This window comes from Gordonia sp. UBA7599 (assembly GCA_002477755.1).
Taxonomy (GTDB): Bacteria; Actinomycetota; Actinomycetes; order Mycobacteriales; family Mycobacteriaceae; genus Gordonia.
In genome coordinates this window covers 16,948-35,551 of the sequence record DLKD01000147.1, presented here as the reverse complement: position 1 = coordinate 35,551, position 18,604 = coordinate 16,948, and the positions used below count along the sequence as shown (strand labels likewise).

General features: G+C 66.6%; 17 protein-coding genes. 8 read left to right on the top strand and 9 right to left on the bottom strand.

Annotated elements, in window-relative coordinates; all coding sequences use genetic code 11:
- The first annotated feature begins 178 nt into the window (after window positions 1–178).
- The 3 genes from B4L26_RS17480 (at window position 179) to B4L26_RS17470 (ending at window position 4,259) form a co-directional block, all read left to right on the top strand.
- Complete coding sequence (locus B4L26_RS17480) at window positions 179–1,870, top strand: VanW family protein (RefSeq protein WP_290720922.1); 1,692 nt, start codon at window positions 179–181, stop codon at window positions 1,868–1,870.
- A gap of 47 nt (window positions 1,871–1,917) precedes the next feature.
- Window positions 1,918–2,694, top strand: coding sequence for an SDR family NAD(P)-dependent oxidoreductase (locus tag B4L26_RS17475; protein ID WP_290720921.1), 777 nt, complete (start codon window positions 1,918–1,920; stop codon window positions 2,692–2,694).
- Window positions 2,695–2,879: 185 nt separating this feature from the next.
- A complete protein-coding gene (locus tag B4L26_RS17470; RefSeq protein ID WP_290720919.1) occupies window positions 2,880–4,259 on the top strand; it encodes a glutamate decarboxylase in 1,380 nt (459 codons plus the stop codon).
- 77 nt (window positions 4,260–4,336) lie between these two features.
- Here B4L26_RS17470 and B4L26_RS17465 read toward each other — a convergent pair whose 3' ends face one another.
- From B4L26_RS17465 to B4L26_RS17435, 7 genes are all read right to left on the bottom strand, one after another.
- Window positions 4,337–5,494: an MFS transporter gene (locus B4L26_RS17465; protein WP_299488127.1), complete on the bottom strand. Its 1,158-nt coding sequence runs from the start codon at window positions 5,492–5,494 to the stop codon at window positions 4,337–4,339.
- Between the two features lie 93 nt (window positions 5,495–5,587).
- Complete coding sequence (locus B4L26_RS17460; RefSeq protein ID WP_290720915.1) at window positions 5,588–6,538, bottom strand: esterase/lipase family protein; 951 nt, start codon at window positions 6,536–6,538, stop codon at window positions 5,588–5,590.
- Window positions 6,539–6,683: 145 nt separating this feature from the next.
- Window positions 6,684–8,519: an acyl-CoA dehydrogenase gene (locus B4L26_RS17455; protein ID WP_290720913.1), complete on the bottom strand. Its 1,836-nt coding sequence runs from the start codon at window positions 8,517–8,519 to the stop codon at window positions 6,684–6,686.
- A gap of 174 nt (window positions 8,520–8,693) precedes the next feature.
- Window positions 8,694–9,464 carry a deoxyribonuclease IV gene (locus B4L26_RS17450; RefSeq protein WP_290720912.1) on the bottom strand — a complete coding sequence of 257 codons (771 nt, stop codon included), beginning with the start codon at window positions 9,462–9,464 and terminating at the stop codon, window positions 8,694–8,696.
- Window positions 9,465–9,518: 54 nt separating this feature from the next.
- Entirely contained in the window at window positions 9,519–9,749 is a 231-nt protein-coding gene (locus tag B4L26_RS17445) for a hypothetical protein (protein WP_290720911.1), read from the bottom strand.
- A 53-nt stretch (window positions 9,750–9,802) separates the two neighbouring features.
- The gene (locus B4L26_RS17440) at window positions 9,803–10,867 is read right to left on the bottom strand and encodes a DUF4185 domain-containing protein (protein ID WP_290720909.1); all 1,065 of its coding nucleotides are present in this window, start codon (window positions 10,865–10,867) and stop codon (window positions 9,803–9,805) included.
- Window positions 10,868–10,931: 64 nt separating this feature from the next.
- Window positions 10,932–11,798 (bottom strand): acyl-CoA thioesterase domain-containing protein, encoded by an 867-nt coding sequence (locus B4L26_RS17435; protein WP_290720908.1) that lies wholly within the window; start codon window positions 11,796–11,798, stop codon window positions 10,932–10,934.
- A 93-nt stretch (window positions 11,799–11,891) separates the two neighbouring features.
- Here B4L26_RS17435 and B4L26_RS17430 point away from each other — a divergent pair, with 93 nt between their 5' ends.
- On the top strand, window positions 11,892–12,446 hold the full coding sequence (locus tag B4L26_RS17430) for an HdeD family acid-resistance protein (protein ID WP_290720906.1): 555 nt from the start codon (window positions 11,892–11,894) through the stop codon (window positions 12,444–12,446).
- Window positions 12,447–12,476: 30 nt separating this feature from the next.
- Here B4L26_RS17430 and B4L26_RS17425 read toward each other — a convergent pair whose 3' ends face one another.
- The gene (locus B4L26_RS17425) at window positions 12,477–13,016 is read right to left on the bottom strand and encodes a hypothetical protein (protein ID WP_290720903.1); all 540 of its coding nucleotides are present in this window, start codon (window positions 13,014–13,016) and stop codon (window positions 12,477–12,479) included.
- 61 nt (window positions 13,017–13,077) lie between these two features.
- Between B4L26_RS17425 and B4L26_RS17420 the strand changes: the two genes are divergently transcribed.
- Window positions 13,078–13,977: a cation diffusion facilitator family transporter gene (locus tag B4L26_RS17420; protein ID WP_290720900.1), complete on the top strand. Its 900-nt coding sequence runs from the start codon at window positions 13,078–13,080 to the stop codon at window positions 13,975–13,977.
- Between the two features lie 123 nt (window positions 13,978–14,100).
- On the opposite strand, the gene B4L26_RS17415 is transcribed toward B4L26_RS17420, so the two are convergent.
- A complete protein-coding gene (locus B4L26_RS17415) occupies window positions 14,101–14,817 on the bottom strand; it encodes a Clp protease N-terminal domain-containing protein (protein WP_290720898.1) in 717 nt (238 codons plus the stop codon).
- Window positions 14,818–15,071: 254 nt separating this feature from the next.
- Here B4L26_RS17415 and B4L26_RS17410 point away from each other — a divergent pair, with 254 nt between their 5' ends.
- Genes B4L26_RS17410 through B4L26_RS17400 form a run of 3 tightly spaced genes read left to right on the top strand, consistent with a single transcriptional unit; the run spans window position 15,072 to window position 18,594 of the window.
- Window positions 15,072–16,058, top strand: coding sequence for an ABC transporter permease (locus B4L26_RS17410; protein ID WP_290720895.1), 987 nt, complete (start codon window positions 15,072–15,074; stop codon window positions 16,056–16,058).
- On the top strand, window positions 16,055–16,942 hold the full coding sequence (locus B4L26_RS17405) for an ABC transporter permease (protein WP_290720893.1): 888 nt from the start codon (window positions 16,055–16,057) through the stop codon (window positions 16,940–16,942). The genes B4L26_RS17410 and B4L26_RS17405 overlap by 4 nt, the downstream gene beginning before the upstream one ends.
- The gene (locus B4L26_RS17400; protein ID WP_290720890.1) at window positions 16,939–18,594 is read left to right on the top strand and encodes an ABC transporter ATP-binding protein; all 1,656 of its coding nucleotides are present in this window, start codon (window positions 16,939–16,941) and stop codon (window positions 18,592–18,594) included. Before B4L26_RS17405 ends, B4L26_RS17400 begins: the two co-directional genes overlap by 4 nt.
- Window positions 18,595–18,604: the final 10 nt, after the last annotated feature.

Below are 18,604 nucleotides of genomic sequence, written 5' to 3'. Positions count from 1 at the left end.
TCGCAGCGCCGGGCCGCGCGAGTGGAGTAACACCGCGCGGACCTGCATCGATATGGTCAATGGTTCCGGCTGAACTGCCAGCCCCCCGACCCGGCAGTTCGCCGGAACCATTCCCTTCGCCGCCGCGGCGGCTGCGACGATGCGGCGCGCACAGCCACTTACCAGTACATTCGTCTCAATGACAGCTCCGACCAGGACCCGCCGGCCCCTGGCCATCACCGGCCGGGTGGTGGCGGCGATCCTGCTGGTGTTCAGCCTGGTCACCGCGGGGGACGCCCTGGCGACGCACGGGCGCAGCTCTCGCGGCACGACAGTGGCCTCGGTGCCGTTGGGCAACAAGGTCGAGGTCGACGTCGACAAGGGCCTCGACGAACTGCACCGCATCGTCGACGCTCCAGTACGGATCCGGACCTCCTCGGGCGCCGCTGAGTTCAGCGCGGAACAGCTGGGACTGTCGTTTGACGAGAAGCGCACGATCACCCGCGCGATGGAGCAACCGCGCAACCCGCTGCGCCGCTTCCTCTCGGTCTTCGGCATCAAACGGCACGTGCGCCCCGTCGTCACGGTCGACCGCGCGAAGTTCGACAAGGCCCTCGATGGCGAGCGCAAGAACCTCGAGAAGGCCGCCGTCGAAGGCGGTGTGCACTTCGAAGTCGAGGGCGACCACGTCGTGCCCAAGCCCGACATGCCTTCGGGTGGACTGCGCATCAACCGCGACCTCGCCGCTCAGCGGACTGCGGCGTACTGGCTCGACGGCGATGAGATCCTTCTCCCGATGGAGCCGTTCCAGCCGACCGTCTCGGCCGCGTTGGTCATGGCTACGGTCAACGGCAAGGCCCGCCAAGCGGTGGCAGCGCCGGTGACGTTGAAGGGCCGCGGCAAGACGGTCACCGTCGAGCCGCAGGAGTTGGCCGAGTTGTTGGTCTTCGCCCCCGACGGCAAGGGCGCGCTGGTACCGAAGGTCGACGACGAGAAGTTGAAGCAGCAGCTCACTGAGTTGTCGTCGACCCAATCCAAGCCGAAGAGTGCCACGTTCGAGATGCAGGGTGGCCGGCCGACGATCGTGCCGGGTCACTCGGGCTACACCATCGACTGGGCGGCCACCGCGGTGGCCGTGGCCGGTGCAGTCGGGGAGAACCGCACCGCCGACGTCGCCTACATCGAGAACAAGCCGCGGCTGACCACGGAGGCGGCGAAGAAGCTCGGCATCCGGGAAGTGGTCAGCGACTACACCACCGGGGGTTTCTCCGAACTGTCCGGGGAGAACATCCGACGGGTCGCCGCCACCGTCGACGGGGCGATCGTCAAGCCGGGCCACAAGTTCTCGCTCAACAGCTTCACCGGTCCGCGCGGCTCGGCGCAGGGCTATGTGACGTCGACGATCATCGACCACGGCCACGCGTCGAAGGCCGTCGGCGGCGGGATCTCGCAGTTCGCCACCACGCTGTACAACGCGGCCTACTTCGCTGGCCTCGAGGACATCACCCACACCGAGCACAGCTATTACATCTCGCGCTACCCAGAGGCGCGCGAGGCGACGGTCTTCGAGGGCGCCATCGACCTGGTGTTCCGCAACGACACCCCGTACGGCATCTACATCGAGACGTCGTGGACGCCGTCATCGATCATGGTCCGGTTCTGGAGTACCAAGACGCGCGACGTCCAATCGATCACCGGCGATCGCTTCGCCTTCACCGATCCGCCGAAGCTGGTCCTGCCCAAGGGTGACGACTGTATTCCGTCGAATGGAAGCCGCGGATTCACGACGTCGAATACGCGCATCATCACCGACGCCAAGACAGGCAAAGTCATCTCGCGGCACACGCGCACGGTGAAGTACGACCCCGAGCCGAAAGTTACCTGCAAGTAGCCCACCCGAGCGTGGCGGTCGTCACACACCCTCGTATCCTCGCCCGTATGGATATCAAGGGAGCAAGTGCAATCGTCACCGGCGGTGCCTCCGGCATCGGTGCAGCGTCGGCCCGTCGCCTCGCCAAGCAGGGCGCCAAGGTCATCATCGCGGATCTGAAGGCTGAGGACGGCGAGAAGATCGCCGCTGAGATCGGCGGCAAGTTCGTTGCCGTCGACGTCACCGACACCAGCCAGATTGAGGCCGCCGTCAACGCCGCCACCGAGCTCGGCCCGCTGCGCGCGGTCGTGAACTCCGCCGGCATCGGCTGGGCACAGCGCACCGTCGGCAAGGACGGCGAGTTCGCCTCGGCCCACAACTTGGACCTCTACAAGAAGGTCATCGCGATCAACCTCGTCGGCACCTTCGACGTGGTGCGCCTCGCCGCGACCGCGATGAGCCGCAACGAGCCCAACGAGAACGGCGAGCGCGGCGCAATCGTGAACCTCGCCAGCGTCGCCGCATTCGACGGTCAGATCGGCCAGGCTGCCTACTCGTCGTCGAAGGGCGGCGTCGTCGGCATGACCCTGCCGGTCGCGCGCGACCTCTCGGCGGTCGGCGTGCGCGTCAACTGCATCGCCCCCGGTCTGATCGACACCCCGATCTACGGCGAGGGCCCTGAGTCCGAGGCGTTCAAGGCGAAGCTGGGCGAGAGCGTGCTTTTCCCCAAGCGTCTGGGCGTGCCCGACGAGCTCGCGTCGATGGTCGAGGAGCTGATCACCAACTCGTACATGAACGCCGAGGTCATCCGCGTCGACGGCGGCATCCGGATGCCACCGAAGTAGCAGGACGTCAGTAAAGGTCCTGGATTGAAAACTTTCCGCAGCAACCAAGTCATATATCGGTGACCGTGCTAATTTAAATTGCCGATGGCGGCTGACACAGCGCTGTCTGCCGCTGAAAGACGCTCGGAGAGTGGCTTGAGCAGCCGAAACAGCGCATCTGAAACGAGCTTTGGAGGAAGCCAGTAATGCCCAATGTGAATGACGATATCGAGGCCAACCCGATCTTCACCCGCCCGGGCGAGGCAACTTCGTACCCGGCGAACCGGATCCCGCAGAACGAGAGCCTCCCGTCGACTGCCTACCAGGTCGTCCATGACCAGTCGATGCTCGACGGCAACGCCCGTCTGAACCTCGCGACCTTCGTCGGCACCTGGATGGACGACGAGGCCACGAAGCTCTACGTCGAGGCCGCCGACAAGAACATGGTCGACAAGGACGAGTACCCGGCCACGGCCGCGGTCGAGACCACCTGCGTGAAGATGGTCGCCGCCATGTGGAACGCCAAGGACCCCGACAACACCATCGGCACCTCGACCATCGGCTCGTCGGAAGCGGCGATGCTCGGCGGTCTGGCGATGAAGCGCAAGTGGTCCAACGCCCGCAAGGCGGCCGGCAAGTCCACCGAGAAGCCGAACCTCGTCCTCTCCAGCGCCGTGCAGGTCTGTTGGGAGAAGTTCTGCAACTACTTCGAGGTCGAGGCCCGCTTCGTCCCGATCAGCCTGGAGCACAAGGTGCTCGACGGCTACGAGCTGGAGAAGTACGTCGACGAGAACACGATCGGCGTCGTCTGCATCATGGGCGTCACCTACACCGGCATGTACGAGCCGGTGAAGGAGGTGTCGGCCAAGCTGGACCAGATCCAGAAGGACACCGGCCTGGACATCCCGATCCACGTCGACGGTGCGTCGGGCGGGTTCATCGCGCCGTTCTGCCAGCCTGACCTGGAGTGGGACTTCCGCGTCGATCGCGTCGTTTCGATCAACACCTCCGGCCACAAGTACGGCCTGGTGTACCCGGGCCTGGGCTGGGTCGTGTGGCGCGACAAGGAGGCCTGCCCCGACGATCTGATCTTCTACGTCAGCTACCTCGGCGGGTCCGAGGCGACGCTGGCGCTGAACTTCTCGCGTCCGGGCTCGCAGGTGCTGCTGCAGTACTACTTGTTCCTGCGTCTGGGCTACGAGGGCTACACGCGCGTGCAGTCGAACTCGCGCAGCGTGGCGATGTACCTCGCGGAGGAGATCGGCAAGATGGAGCCGTTCGAGCTGTGGAACGACGGCTCGGACATCCCGGTGTTCGCGTGGTACCTCAAGGACTCCGCGAGCAAGAACTGGTCGCTCTACGACCTGGCCGACCGCCTGCGCCTGAAGGGCTGGCTGATCCCGGCCTACCCGATGCCCGACGACCTGGCCGATCTGACCGTCCAGCGCATCGTCGTCCGCAACGGGCTCAGCCACGACCTGGCGACCAAGCTCCTCGGCGACATCAAGGACGACGTGGCGTTCTTGCAGAAGCTCGACGGCCCGATGCCGCGTGACGCGGCGACGACGCACCAGTTCGCGCACTGACGTCGCAGTCGATCTGACGGACCGGCCCCGCACCGAAAGGTGCGGGGCCGGTCCCATTCTTGGTGTGGCGCGGGCCTTTAGGGCTTGACGTCGGTTACGACGACGGGCGGCTCCTGTGCGCCCCGGATGCCCAACCAGGCCGCGGCGAGACAGCCGAGGGTGACGGCGCCGACGAAGTAGGGGAAGACCGTGAGGGTTCCGAACCGGGACGACATGGCGCCCGCGGCGACGGTGGGGACGGCCATCGCGAGGTATCCGAGCAAGTAGTAGGCACTCATCACCGCGCCGCGGGCATCGCCCGGTACGACCTCGCTGAGATAGCGCAGCGAGCCGCCGAAAGCCATACCGAACGCGATGCCGAGCACGGTGGCGTCGACGATCACGAACCACGTCAGACCGGAGTGCAGGGCCAAGATCGCCAACAGCAGGGACACGGCCATGCCGAGGTCGCCGATGATCGCCGTCGTCCGTGGGTCGCCCCGCCCGCTGGCCCACTGCGCGAGCGCCGACGCCGCGGCCATCACCGAGATCACGACGCCGACGAAGACGATCGACGGGTGGCCGGTGGCCTCCTGGGTGAGCCGCGGGTACAGGCTCATGAACACCCCGAGCACCGACCACGCCGTCACGATGCCCATTGCGGCGAACCAGAAGTCGGTGCGGATCCCGCTGGGCACTGTCGGCGCGGTGATCCGGAAACGCCCGCCAGTGCGTTCGACGTGCGGTTCGGACAGCAGCATCAGGATTGCGAGCATCGCTGCGGTGATGACGGCGAAGATCACGTAGGGCAACTGCAACGGATCTTTCGCCCACTGTGCCGCTACGGCGACCGCGAGCACCGTGACTGCCATCCCGGTGTTGAGTGCGACGCCGCCGGCCATGCCGTTGCGCGCACCGTCGTGCGGTCGGAGGTCGAGGAGGGCCGCGCCGGCGACGACGGTGAGGGCGCCGACTGCGACGCCGTGCAGGAGTCGTGCGAGAACCAACTGCCAGGCGTGGTCGGCGATCAGGAACACGGCAAGGCCGACGAGGATGATTGACAGTGCGACGAGGAGGACCGGTTTACGGCCGACTGCGTCCGAGATGGGTCCGACGGTCAGCGCCGAGACCAGGGCGCCGATCGCATAGCCCGCGAATACGACGGTGATCGTCAACGGGCTCAGGTGCCACTGCTCTTGGTACAGCGGATACAGCGGCGAGGGCAACCCGGAGATTCCCAGGGCCAAGGCGAGCATGACGAGAAAGTAACCGTATGCCCACCGCTGCTGCGGCGACGACGACACTCTCCAACGGTACGCGCGTGGGGCCGGCGCTGTTCCGGCCCTCGATCAACTGGGCAGCGGTGCGCTGATACCGGGCGGGATCGGAGTACCGGGCATGACGCCGAACACCGGGTAGACCGGTGTGCACCGCAGTGGCAGGTCGTACGACGGGTCTAGCGCCTTCAACACGAAGTGCGCCACGTTGGGGTTCGACACGATCGACAGGTGGTCGGAGAAGTCGTTGCTGCAGCGGTCCTGGATGGTGATGTTCACGGCGCCGGGCTCGTTGATGATGCCCGAGGTGTAGGGCACCACCACGTCGTCGTAGCGGGTGACGATCTGTGTGTAGCGCGTCCCGGGCTGGGTGATCCCGCCCCGGTTGAGTCGCTGGATGAACGCCGACGTCGGCATCAGCTCGAACATGGCCGGTTCGTAACCGCCGCCGATCTGGGGGAACGCTACACCGTCGAATCCACCCCACCCGTGGGCGACGCCGGCGAGGCCGATCATGGTCGACACCTTCTTGTTGCCCTGCTCGAACTTGAGGTAGCCCAGGGGCATGGTCGCGCCTTCGGAGTGGCCGAGGAGGGCGACCTTCTTCGCGCCCGTAGCGTGCAACACCCGGTCGACGAAGGCGCCGAGTTCACGAGCGCTGTGCTCCATCGCAGCCCATCCGCCGGTGAATCCGAGGCCGCCGTAGTTGATGGCGAACACGCAATACCCGTGGTTGAAGAGCAGTGGGCCGTAGGTCTGCCAGTTGTTACCGCGGCTGGCGACAAAGCCGTGGACCAGGATGACCGGCTCGGGATGGGCCTTACTGGGCTTGCACCGCCAATTGTTGGTTCCCGGTGGGGTGTCGGCGAACGAGCCGGGAATCGCGTCGACGAGGAAGTTGTAGGGCACGTGCAGCGGTGTGCGCGGTGCCGCGGCGGCTGTCCCGGTGGACCACAGCGCACCGGCTACGGTCAGGCACAGGGCGAGGACGGAGGTGGCGAAGCGTCGGTTGAAGGTCCCCATGGTGGGTCATTGTGTCCTGGGATGGTGTGCCGCTGAGGGCGTTTCGCCGGATACGATTGCGGCGCGCAACGGCGCCGGAAGACGAATCAGGCCCGACGCCGTGGGTGGCGTCGGGCCTGATCGTCTGGGACTTCTACTACGACGGTCAGAACGCCGCTTCGTCGAGCTCCATGATGTCGTTGTCGATGTTCTCGAGGATGACCCGGGTCGACGTGAGCTGCGGCAGCATGTTCTTCGCGAAGAACGTCGCGACGCCTACCTTGCCCTCGTAGAACGCCTTGTCGGCACCCTCAGCACCGTTGTCGAGCGCGGTGAGGGCGATCTCGGCCTGGCGCAGCAGCAGCCAGCCGATGACCAGGTCGCCGACAGCCATCAGGAAGCGGACCGAGCCGGTGCCGACCTTGTACAGCTGCTTGGGATCCTCCTGGGCCGCCATCAGGTAGCCGGTGAGGGTGGCCGCCATGCCCTGCACGTCCTCCAGCGCAGTGTTCAGCAGCGCGCGCTCACCCTTGAGACGACCGTCGGCCGTATCGGTGGTGATGAACTCCTGAATCTGCCCGGCGACGTGCGCGAGGGCCTGGCCCTTGTCGCGGATGATCTTGCGGAAGAAGAAGTCCTGCGCCTGGATGGCCGTCGTGCCCTCGTACAGCGAGTCGATCTTCGAGTCGCGGATGTACTGCTCGATCGGGTAGTCCTGCAGGAAGCCGGAGCCGCCAAAGGTCTGGAGCGACTCGGTGAGCGTGCCGTAGGCGCGCTCGGAGCCGACACCCTTGACGATCGGCAGCATCAGGTCGTTCACCTTGAACGCCATGTCATGATCGGCGCCGGAGACCACGGCGGCGGTCACATCGTTCTGGTGCGCGGCAGTGAACAGGTAGACCGCGCGCAGCCCTTCGGCGTAAGCCTTCTGGGTCATCAGCGAGCGCCGGACGTCGGGGTGGTGGGTGATCGTGACGCGCGGGGCGGCCTTGTCGGTCATCTGCGTCAGGTCGGCGCCCTGCACACGCGACTTCGCGTACTCCAGCGCGTTGAGGTAGCCGGTCGACAGCGTCGAGATGGCCTTGGTGCCCACCATCATGCGAGCGTGCTCGATGACGTCGAACATCTGCGCAATGCCGTTGTGCACCTCGCCGACGAGCCAGCCCTTGGCGGGGACGCCGTGCTGGCCGAAGGACAGTTCACAGGTCGTCGACGCCTTCAGGCCCATCTTGTGCTCGACGTTGGTGACGAACACGCCGTTGCGCTCGCCGAACTCCTGGGTCTCGAAATCGAAGTGCGTCTTCGGGAGGTAGAACAGCGACAGACCCTTGGTGCCCGGGCCAGCACCCTCGGGGCGGGCGAGCACCAGGTGCATGATGTTCTCGAACATGTCGTCGGCATCGGCCGAGGTGATGAAGCGCTTGACGCCCTCGATGTGCCAGGTGCCGTCTTCCTGCTGGATCGCCTTGGTGCGGCCGGCGCCGACGTCGGACCCGGCGTCGGGCTCGGTCAGCACCATGGTTGCGCCCCACCCGCGCTCGGCGATGATCGCCGCCCACTTCTTCTGCTCGTCCGTGCCGTTGTTGTAGAACACCTCGGCGAAGGAGGTGCCGGCCATGTACATGAAGGCGGCCGGCTGCGCGCCCAGGAGCATTTCCGACATGGCCCACTTCAGTGCTGCGGGGACGGGGACGCCGCCGATCTCCTCACGCTGGCCGGTGAACTGCCATCCGCCTTCCTGGAAGGCCGCCACGGCCTTCTTGAAGCCCTCGGGGATCGAGACCGAGTGGGTCTCGGGGTCGAAGACCGGCGGGTTGCGGTCGGTGTTGGCGAACGGCTCGGCCAGCGGGCCCTCCGACAGGGCCTTGACCTCGCGGAGCATGTCGTTGACGGTGTCGCGGTCGAGGTCGGCGTACTCGCCTTCGCCGAGGACCTTCTCCAGCTCGAAGAGCTCGAACAGGTTGAACTGGAGGTCACGCAGGTTGGACTTGTAGTGGCCCATGGTGGTGCATTCCTTATTTCTTCTCGGGCTGTGGTCCGTCACGGCCCAGGGGGACTGTCGGCGGATCCGGGAGGATGCCGTCGTGGGGGTTGCGGCCGTACCGTCGAGCTAAGTTACTCGCCGGTAACTAGATCAGAATACTCCTTCCGCCCAGGTCGGACAACTGGAAGCCAACTATCGGTTCTCCCTCAGATATGCGAGGTCGTCGGGGATGCCGGGGCCGGGGGTCTCGAGCACCACCGGGGCGTCGGCGGCGTCGATGACGGCAACCAGAACCGCGGGGTCGATATGGCCGTCGGCGAGGTTCGCATGCCGGTCGCGGCCGGAGTCGAACTCGTCTCGCGAGTTGTTCAGGTGCACCAGGTCGATGCGTCCGGTGATGGCCCGGATGCGCTCGACGATCCCGACCAGGTCCTCGCCGCCCGCCCAGGCATGGCAGGTGTCCAGGCAGAAACCGGCCTGCTCGAAATCGCCCACCGCGTCCCACAGCCGCTCGATCGACTCGAGCGTGCGAGCCATCGCGTGATCGCCCCCGGCGGTGTTCTCGATGAAGATCGGGACGCCGAACCCGCCCTTGTCCTCTTGGCGCTCGAAGAGCTTGCGCCAGTTCTCGAAGCCGAGCGCGGCATCCTCACCGTCGCGCAAGTGTCCGCCGTGCACGACGAGGCCGATCGCACCCAACTCGGCGGCGGCGACGGCCTGCTGTTCGACGGCTTTGCGCGAGGGCATCCGCAACCGGTTGTTGAGGCTGGCGACGTTGATCTGATAGCTGGAGTGGACGACGACGTCGATGGGCGACGCGGCGATCGCGGCGGCATCGGCGCGGGGCTCGGGCTTCTTCCACCCTTGCGGGTCGGTGACGAACATCTGGAAGACGTCGATCCCCAGGTCCTCTGCCGTGGCCAGCGGGTCGTCGTCTTCGCGCAGGTGGGCTCCGATTTTCATGGCTCTAGGTTATTCGGCCGGGCCGTCGCGGCGGCGCGGGCGTCGACGGTCGGCTCACCACTTGGCGTCGACGTTCTCGCCGACCTCGAACTCGGTCTCCACCGACATCGGCACACCGGGCGCAATCAGCAGGCTGCACGGCGTCGGGCTGTCGGGGTAGAGCGTGAACCACTGGTGGTCGGCCCCGTTGCCGTACACCGACTCGAGCACGCGCTGCAGACGTGCCTCGCCCTCGCGGTTGAGGATGTATTTACCGCCGCCGTAATGCAGGAACCGATTCGGCATGGGGGCCTCCGACAGTCATGGTGATTTGGATCACCATGTTAGTCGGGGGCGACTCACGGACGCCGGAGGTTCACCCGCATCAAATAGACCTGGTAACCGTGCCAGATCGAATACGTGAAGAACATCGTCGGGCCGTCCAACGACCACGGGTGGATGAACGGTGCGTAGCCGCCGATCGGGTCGTTGCCGGGCACGATGTTGTGGCCGGCGGTCCATGGCCCCTCGGGGTTCGGGGACGTGCGCATCGTCGCGCCGTCGCGCGTGGCGAGGGAGACGTAGCGGCCCAAATACCGGTTGTAGGCGACCGACAGCTCGCCGGTCGGCGCGCTCATGATCGGCGTCGCGGCCGACGGTGCGTTCTTCACCCAGCGGGTCACCGACCAGTATTCGTACGCGCCGAGATCTTCGATCTTCTTCTCCGGCACACGTGCGAGGTACACCGCGCCGTAGCGGCCGCTCGGCGTACCGTAGACGTATACGAAGCCGCGGTCCTTCATCATGGCGACTTGCTGGAACTTGCGGTTGCCCTTGTAGTTGGGGCGGTACGCGGTGATGCGCGGGAAGGTCTCGCCGTTGTTGCCCGAGACGGCCAGCGCGCCGTAGCGCGTCTGCCACCGGCCTGCGTCGCCCCACAGGTTGACTGCCTGGATTCCCATGTACTGCTTGCCGTTGACCGAGATGCCGCCTGTCGGGACGATGGTGATCTCGCGGTGCGTCGGCTTGATCAGGCGCTTGGCGTAGCCCATGCCACCGGCGTGGCCGGTGAAGGTCATGCCGTTGTAGAGGTCGCGGTCCCGGCTGCGCAGCAATACGTTGGAGCGGATGTGGAAGAGCTGGCCGTGCAGGATCGACCACCCGTCGAACGACTGGGTGTCACCGAACGCGGCGAGGACCTCGTTCTGCCCGTTGTCCCAGAGGATGCCCAGGTCGGTTCCGAGGATGTTGTATTTCCCGAGCGTGTCGTTCATGGCGCCGGGCCCGGTGAGTCGGGCCACCATGCTGCCACGTCCGGCGACATACGCATCGGCCTCGGGTGCGGTCGCGGTGGCGAGGGCGGCGGCGGTGATCGCCGCTGCACCGAGGGCAATCCCCTTCACGCCGAGTCGAAGCGAAAACATGGTGAGCAGGGTACCAGGCCAGGGCCGTCGGAGTCAGATCGGAGGACGGCCCCGCAGGCCGCCATCACAACTGGCGCAGGCGGTCTGAGGGCTTTACGACGGTGAAGTCGATCTCTGATTGTGCATTGTTGACGGCGGTGCAGATCGCAGTCCCGATTGGACCTTCGGCGTCGTAGAGGATGGTCTCGCTCACCGAGATCCCGGCGTCCTCGACGTGGAAATCGGAGTCGACGCCGACGCGGCGGCTACGGGGCAGTCGTGCCAATGCGACGGTGAGGTCGCAGTTGATCAACGCGATGCCCTCGGTGCCCCAGTTGCCCATCAGGCTGGTCGACTCGGCGCTGACGACAGCGCGCTGGAACGGTGTCGGGGTCTCGCCCGCGACGGCGGGCAGCGCGTTGCACCAGTAGCTCTTGCGGCCGGCGACCTGCCCTGAGCCGATGTCACGGGTCCACGGGACGGCAGGCGATTCCGTACCGTCGGCGGTCGTCGACGCCTCGGCGGTGAATCGGGGGTAATAGTCGTCATCGGGGGCATCGGGTGGATTGAACGTCGAGGGCCCCCGCGTCCACCGCTCCCCGCGCGGTTTGACCGACTCCTTGAGGAACACGGTGGTCGCCGACGCGACGGTCACCGGCTCGTCGTCGGGTTCGGCGCGCTGCACGACGTCGACCTGGACCACGCGCACCCGCTGGCCGTCGCGGCGCATCGTGGTCGTCGTGGTCGTCGGGATCTCTCGGGCCGCGCGGAAGAGGTCGATCGTGAACCGCACCGGGCGAAAGCCATCCCGGCCGCCGGCGAGCTCGGCGCTGCGCGCGGCCAATGCGCAAGTGGCCGGGCCGGTCAACGTGGCCTTGGCCCACATGCTGCGCGCGACGGGGGTGGGGTGGAACCAGCCGTCGGCTTCGGTGAAGAACGCGAGATTCGCCATGAGTACTTACTACACGGAGGGGGGTGGAATCAGAGAGAGAACAACTCCGGCTTTTGCGCGCCGAGCCATCCGGACGTGGGCTAGCCTGTTCACATGACAATTGCTGATATTGAACGCCAAATTCCAGACAAGGCGATTGGTGCTGTTAGGAACACCTACATCTTCGCCGCCCTGGCTGGAATCGTCCTCGGAATCATCCTGCTGGTGTGGCCGGCCGCCACGATCGACGTCGCGGGCATCCTGCTCGGTCTCGGCTTGATCGCCTCGGGCCTGTTCCGGCTGTACGAGTCGTTTGCGGCCACCTTCCTTTCCGGCGGCTACCGGTTCGCTCTGGCGCTCCTCGGCTTGCTGATCATCTGGGCCGGCGGCGTCGTGCTGTTCAGCCCGGACAACCGCGTCTGGTTCCTCGCGGTGTTCATCGGCATCGGCTGGATCTTCCAGGGCTTCGGTTACTTCTTCGGCCCGACCACCGGCTCGCGCCACGCTTCGAAGATCTGGGCGATCATCTCGGGTCTGATCTCGATCGCCGCGGGCATCATCATGCTGGTGTGGCCGGCCCTGGGTCTGGCGACCTTCGTGTGGGTCGCCGGCATCCTGCTGATCGTCGTCAGCGTCGCGTCGCTGTTCAGCCTTCCGAAGAAGGCCTAATCACTGCGCCGGAATGATCCGGCGCGAGAACTACGAAACCGGCGCCAATCCGTCCACAGTGAGTGACGGGTTGGCGTCGGTTTCGTTTTCGAGCTCGGCGATCGTCGTCAGCAGGTCGAGGCCGTGCCGCAGCGGCTGGGCGAACTCTGCGGGGTCGACCTCAGCGCGCAACGTCGCCGGAGCGCCCAGAAGTCGTCGGGCGGCCACCGGATCGGACTCCCACAGGGCGTCCGCGGTTTGCAGATAGACCGCGACGGCGCGTCGATACTCGCGCAAGTTCAGCAGCGCCCACGCCCACCGCTTGGCGACGTCCACGGTGTCTGACTCCGCCCGCCCGTGGGTGCGCACATACTTCCCGTGCAGTTCGGTGCAGAGGCCGACGCAGTCGGGCCAGCGGGCGAGCTCGTATGCGCAACGAATGCAGTCGTGGAGGTTGCGCAGATAGCTGGGGGAGTACGGGCCTTCCCGTCGTGCGCGGATCTCGGCCAACACGGAGAACTCCGCGAGCGCGCGGAGGTACTCCCCGTCGACGTAGAGCGACTTCGCCTCGGCCTGCATCTCATCGAGCATGCGCCGCCTCCGATCCATATGTGATCTGCATCATACCGCCGAGGTGGGCCACAATGTGGGGGTGACGAACCGCGCCCGCCTGCAGCGATTCGCGTGGTTGAGCATCGGCGCCGCGATCGCCACCATCGCCCTCAAGACCGGGGCGTGGTGGGTCACCGGTTCGGTGGGCCTGCTCTCAGACGCGGCCGAGTCGGTCGTCAACCTCGTTGCGGCGGTCGTCGCTCTCATCGCACTGCGCGTCGCGGCGCGGCCCGCCGACGACAACCACAACTTCGGACACGCCAAGGCCGAGTACTTCTCCGCGGGCGTCGAGGGGGCGATGATCTTCGTCGCCGCGGCGGTGATCCTGGTCGCGGCGGTCGAGCGGTTGCTCCATCCGCGGCCGTTGGAATCGCTCGGCGTCGGCGTACTGATCTCGGTGGTGGCCGCAGCGCTCAACGGGGCCGTGGCGCTGATTCTGATCCGGGCCGGGCGGCAGTACCGGTCGATCACGCTGACCGCCGACGGGAAACATCTGCTGACGGATCTGGTGACCACCGTCGGCGTCGTCGTGGGGATCATCGTCGTCGCCGTGACCGGGTGGGAGCGGCTAGACCCCGTCATCGCCATTGCCGTGGCCATCAACATCTTGTTCGTCGGGTACCGGCTGGTCGTCGAGTCGACGTCGGGGCTGATGGATGCGGTGCTACCCGCCGCGGAGGTTGCGGAGATCGACGGTGTGCTTGACGGATTCCGATCCGACGACGTCGAGTTCCATGATGTGCGCACACGCGAGAGCGGTCACCTGCGCTTCGTCCAGATGCACATGCTGGTGCCCGGCCGGTGGTCAGTGCAGGAGGGCCACGACCTGGCCGAGGCGGTGGAGGGCCGTCTGGACGAGGCTGTTGAGGATCTGGTGGTGACTATCCACATCGAGCCGCTCGAGGATCCCCGGTCCTATGAGGCCCATCGCCGCCCCTGACCCGCGAGTGGGCCCAGAAATCCCGCGAGTGGGTCGTCCCGCGTCGCCGAGTGGGTCGTCCGAGGTCGCCGAGTGGGTCGTCCCGGGTCGCCGAGTGGGTCGTCCGAGGTCGCCGAGTGGGTCCTAAGGCGTCGCGCTCTTGAGGAGCTCGGTGATCGCCGCGTCGATCTTGTCACGGTCGGCATAGTGCGAGGCCAACACCGTGGCGGTCTCCTCGTCGTCGAAAAGCGCCAGCAGTAGATGTTCGGTTCCGACGTAGTTGTGGCCCCGGTCGAGGGCGATGGCGAGGGTATTTTCGAGGACCTTCTTGGATCCGTCCGAATAGGGGATCATGGTGCGTGCGTCCGCCGACAGTGTGGCTTCCGTCGGACTCGGATCACCGAGAACCTTGCGCAGCCCGTCGATATCGGCGCCGGTTTGTTTGAGTGCGACGACGGCGAGGGACTGGTCGTCGGGCACGAGGTGGCGGGCGAGCAGTATGGGCGTGATGCTCTCGGCTTGGCTGCGCACCGCGTCGTCGTGTGCGTGGACGAGCACGTTGCGGGCGCGCGGGGTGAAGCGTGCGAACGGATCCCCGTCGGCCTTCGCGGTGAAGCGCTTCTGTACTGCCTGCTTGGTGACCCCCATGCTCGCGCCGATGGCACTCCAGGGCTGGCCGGCGCGGCGGGCCTGGTCGACGAAGTGTCCGATCAACGAGTCGCCGACGTCGCCGAGATGCTCGGAGACGGTCATCGCGGTTGACAGTTGGTCGAGTGGGTCATCGGTTGCACGACGAACCGCGGTGATCAAGTCGTCGAGGCGGACGTTCGATAGCTGTGCGGGTGTCTGCGCGTCGGTCATGCGTCAACTCTAGGTTGACGTTGGAATTGCGTCAACTATGGGTTGACGTCCGGTGGGGCCCAGTCGGCGACGGCGGACGGCCCAGTCGGCGACGGTGGACGGCCCGGTCGGCGACGGCGGACGGCCCAGTCGGCGGCGGGGGACGGCCCAGTCGGCGGGTGGCGAGGGCCACTCAGCGGTAAGGTCGGCCGAACGGCCATCGCATTCACGGGCTGTGAGAATGATCGGCAGCGGACCGGGGCGGAGGGGCGGACTTGATCGGGTATGTCGCGCGACGCGTCGGCACCTGGGCGGTGCTCGTCTTCGTCGCGGTCAACCTGACCTACTTCATCGCCACGGCGTTCCTGGATCCCCGCTCGAACTACGCCGTACGCAAACCACCCCTGCCGCCCGCCGTTGTCGACGCCGCGTTGAGCAGCTACAACCTCAATGACAAGACGCCGATCCTGGAGCGCTGGTGGACCTGGCTCACCGGGATCCTGCTGCACTGGGACTGGGGCTCAAGCCCTACCGGTGTCAGCGTCAACGGGCAGATCGCCTATCGCGCTGGGGTGTCGGCACAACTCGTCTTCGGTGCGACCGTTCTGGCGACGCTGCTCGGCGTCGGCCTCGGCGTCTACACCGCGATGCGCCAGTACCAGGTCCCCGACCGGATCCTGCAGGCTGTGTCCATCTTTCTCATCAACCTTCCCGTCGCCGTCATCGGGCTCGCCGTCGTGCTTATCGGCATCACGATCAATCAGAAGACCGGCCACTCGGTGGTGCTGGTGTCGGGCGCGCGCAGCATCGACGTCGAGGGCTTCTGGCCGACGATCGTCGACCGCGGCAAACACCTCATCCTCCCAACGATCACCCTCGTACTCGCCCAGTACGCCGAGCTGCACTTCCTGCAGCGCTCGCTGCTCCTCGATACCGTCGACGCGGACTTCGTGCGCACCGCCCGCGCGAAAGGCCTCACCCACGGCCAGGCGGTGCGCAAACATGCGTTGCGCACCGCGATCATCCCGGTCGCCGTCGGCGTCGCCTTCGCCATCCCCGCGATCTTCACCGGTGCGGTGATCACCGAGACCATCTTTGGTTGGGAGGGGATGGGCCGCTACTTCGTCACGTCGATCAGCACCAACGACATCCACGGCGCCGTCGCCGTCGCGGCCTTCGGTGCCCTGGCGACGGCGATTGGCGCAATCCTGGCCGATGTCGCAGTCGTCCTTCTCGACCCGAGAGTCCGGAGCAGCCGATGAAATCGCTGATGTGGCAGCGCTTCTCCCGACGACGATCCGCAGTCGTGGGACTCGTCCTGTTCCTGCTACTGGTCGCCTTCGCGATCTTCGGCGGCCTCTTCACCCGCTACAGCTACACCGACACCGACTTCCTGGCCATCGGTTTTCCGCCCGGGAGCGGCCACTGGTTCGGCACTAACGACGCCGGCAACGACCTCTACGCGCAGGTCGTCCACGGCCTGCAGCGGTCGCTGATCATCGCGCTCGCGGTGGCGGTTGGTACGACGATGATCGCGGCTATCGCCGGATCGCTGGCCGCCTTCTTCGGCGGCTGGGTGGAGAAGGCGACGATGGGTCTGATCTACCTGCTGCTAGTGGTGCCGAGCTTCCTCATCCTCGCGATGACGGCCAACGCCACCGGCGGCGACTGGCGGTGGATCATCGTGGCGCTCATCGTGTTCGGCTGGATGATGCTCGCCCGAGTGGTGTACTCCATGGCGCTGTCGATACGCGAGCGCGAGTTCGTCATCGCCGCCCGCTACATGGGGGAGCGGCCGTGGACGATCATCGCCCGCCACATCATCCCGAACATGTCGTCGCTGCTGGTCATCAACTTCGCGCTCGCGGTGGTCGGCACGGTCCTCACCGAGACGGGGCTTTCGTTCCTGGGGTTGGGCGTGAAGATCCCCGACGTGTCGCTGGGCTCGTTGCTGCAGTCCGGCGTCGGCACGATCGTCGCGTCGCCGTGGCTGTTCTACTTCCCCGCTGCGGTACTCACCCTGCTCACCTTGTCGATGACGCTGATGGCTGACGGTCTGCGTGACGCGCTGGACCCGAACGCCGCCAACCCGACCGTGACCGAACCGGTCGAGGTCGCCGGTGCCGAGCCCGGTGGTGGCCGATGAGTGAACCGTTGCTGGAGGTGGCCGACCTCCGAGTCGCATTCGGGTCCGAGGCCGGTCGGGTCGACGCGGTCAGCGGACTCGGGTTCACCGTCGGACGTGGGGAGACCGTTGCGATCGTCGGTGAATCGGGGTCGGGCAAATCTGCGTCGGCGCTGGCGATCATGGGCCTGTTGCCCGAGTCGGCGCTCGTCACGGGTTCGGCGCGGTTGAACGGCCGTGAGCTGATCGGCGTCGACGACGATGACCTCTCCGAGATCCGCGGCAACGAGATCGCGATGATCTTCCAGGACCCGCTGTCCTCGCTGACGCCGGTGTTCACCGTCGGCGCGCAGATCGTCGAGGCGCTGCAAGTGCACCGATCGATGGGCAAGGCGGCCGCGCGTGCGAGGGCCGTCGAACTGCTCGACGCGGTCGGCATCCCCGACCCGCATGTCCGCGCGAACTCCTACCCGCATCAGCTGTCAGGCGGGCAGCGCCAGCGCGTGATGATCGCCATGGCGATCGCCAATGAACCCGACCTGATCATCGCCGACGAGCCCACGACCGCCCTCGACGTGACCGTCGCCGCCCAGGTCCTCACCCTGCTGGCGACGCTGCAGCACGAGACCGACGCCGGGCTTGTGCTGATCACCCACGACTTCGGCGTGGTCGCCCGGCTCGCTGACGACGTGGTCGTCATGCACGGCGGTCGGGCGGTCGAGCATGCGCCGGTGGAGGAGGTGTTCGACCACCCGCAAGACCCCTACACGGTGCGGCTGCTAGATGCGGTTCCTCGGATCGACGGTCCGATGCGGGGTCTCGATACACTCCCCTCCTCCGTCGCGGAGCACTCGACCACCGGTTCGCCGGTGCTGTCGGTCACCGACCTCACCAAGACGTTCGCAGTCACGTCGCGCTTCCTGCGGCGGCGGACCGGCGAGGTCCAGGCCGTCAAGGGTGTCTCCTTCGACGTGGAAGCCGGGCAAACGCTGGCCATCGTCGGCGAATCCGGCAGCGGCAAGTCGACGACGTTGCACGAGATCATGGGCTTTAGTCAGCCGCCGGGTGTCGTGCGGTTGACGGGCGTGGATCCGTCGACCCTGCGGGGGCGAGCGGCGCGCGCCCTGCGGAAGCAGATTTCGATAGTCTTCCAGGACCCCGCGGGGGCGCTGGACCCGCGGATGACCGCCCGTGACGTCGTCGCCGAGCCGTTGCGCGTCGCGGGGCGCCCCCGCGACGAGGCGTATGCCCGCGTCGCTGAGCTTTTCGAGCAGGTCGGCCTCGACTCCGAATACGGTCAACGGTTCCCACGCGCCTTCTCCGGCGGGCAGCGCCAGCGCCTCGCGATCGCCCGTGCCCTGGCCACCGAGCCGGCAGTGATCGCCCTCGACGAGCCGCTGTCGGCACTTGACGTCTCCATCCAGGCCGACATCCTCGACCTCCTGATGCAGGTGCAGGCGGACACCGGTGTCGCGTATCTCCTCGTCGCCCACGACCTGGCTGTCGTGCGCCGCATCGCCCATCGGGTCGCGGTCATGAAGAGCGGCGAGATCGTCGAGATGGGCACCGTCGCCGACATCTTCGAACGTCCGGAGCACCCGTACACCCGGTCGCTGATCGCCGCTGTCCCGCCGCTCGATCCGCGTCGAGCCCGAGTCGAGGTGGGGACATGAGGTTTGCGAT

Excerpts from the sequence above, each read along its gene's own strand:
- B4L26_RS17480 (WP_290720922.1), top strand. The coding sequence starts at position 179 with ATGACAGCTCCGACCAGGACCCGCCGGCCCCTGGCCATCACCGGCCGG.
- B4L26_RS17440 (WP_290720909.1), bottom strand. The coding sequence starts at position 10,867 with ATGTTTTCGCTTCGACTCGGCGTGAAGGGGATTGCCCTCGGTGCAGCG.
- B4L26_RS17455 (WP_290720913.1), bottom strand. The coding sequence starts at position 8,519 with ATGGGCCACTACAAGTCCAACCTGCGTGACCTCCAGTTCAACCTGTTC.
- B4L26_RS17415 (WP_290720898.1), bottom strand. The coding sequence starts at position 14,817 with ATGACCGACGCGCAGACACCCGCACAGCTATCGAACGTCCGCCTCGAC.
- B4L26_RS17425 (WP_290720903.1), bottom strand. The coding sequence starts at position 13,016 with ATGCTCGATGAGATGCAGGCCGAGGCGAAGTCGCTCTACGTCGACGGG.
- B4L26_RS17445 (WP_290720911.1), bottom strand. The coding sequence starts at position 9,749 with ATGCCGAATCGGTTCCTGCATTACGGCGGCGGTAAATACATCCTCAAC.
- B4L26_RS17450 (WP_290720912.1), bottom strand. The coding sequence starts at position 9,464 with ATGAAAATCGGAGCCCACCTGCGCGAAGACGACGACCCGCTGGCCACG.
- B4L26_RS17460 (WP_290720915.1), bottom strand. The coding sequence starts at position 6,538 with ATGGGGACCTTCAACCGACGCTTCGCCACCTCCGTCCTCGCCCTGTGC.
- B4L26_RS17405 (WP_290720893.1), top strand. The coding sequence starts at position 16,055 with ATGAAATCGCTGATGTGGCAGCGCTTCTCCCGACGACGATCCGCAGTC.
- B4L26_RS17465 (WP_299488127.1), bottom strand. The coding sequence starts at position 5,494 with ATGCTCGCCTTGGCCCTGGGAATCTCCGGGTTGCCCTCGCCGCTGTAT.
- B4L26_RS17400 (WP_290720890.1), top strand. The coding sequence starts at position 16,939 with ATGAGTGAACCGTTGCTGGAGGTGGCCGACCTCCGAGTCGCATTCGGG.
- B4L26_RS17435 (WP_290720908.1), bottom strand. The coding sequence starts at position 11,798 with ATGGCGAATCTCGCGTTCTTCACCGAAGCCGACGGCTGGTTCCACCCC.
- B4L26_RS17470 (WP_290720919.1), top strand. The coding sequence starts at position 2,880 with ATGCCCAATGTGAATGACGATATCGAGGCCAACCCGATCTTCACCCGC.
- B4L26_RS17430 (WP_290720906.1), top strand. The coding sequence starts at position 11,892 with ATGACAATTGCTGATATTGAACGCCAAATTCCAGACAAGGCGATTGGT.
- B4L26_RS17475 (WP_290720921.1), top strand. The coding sequence starts at position 1,918 with ATGGATATCAAGGGAGCAAGTGCAATCGTCACCGGCGGTGCCTCCGGC.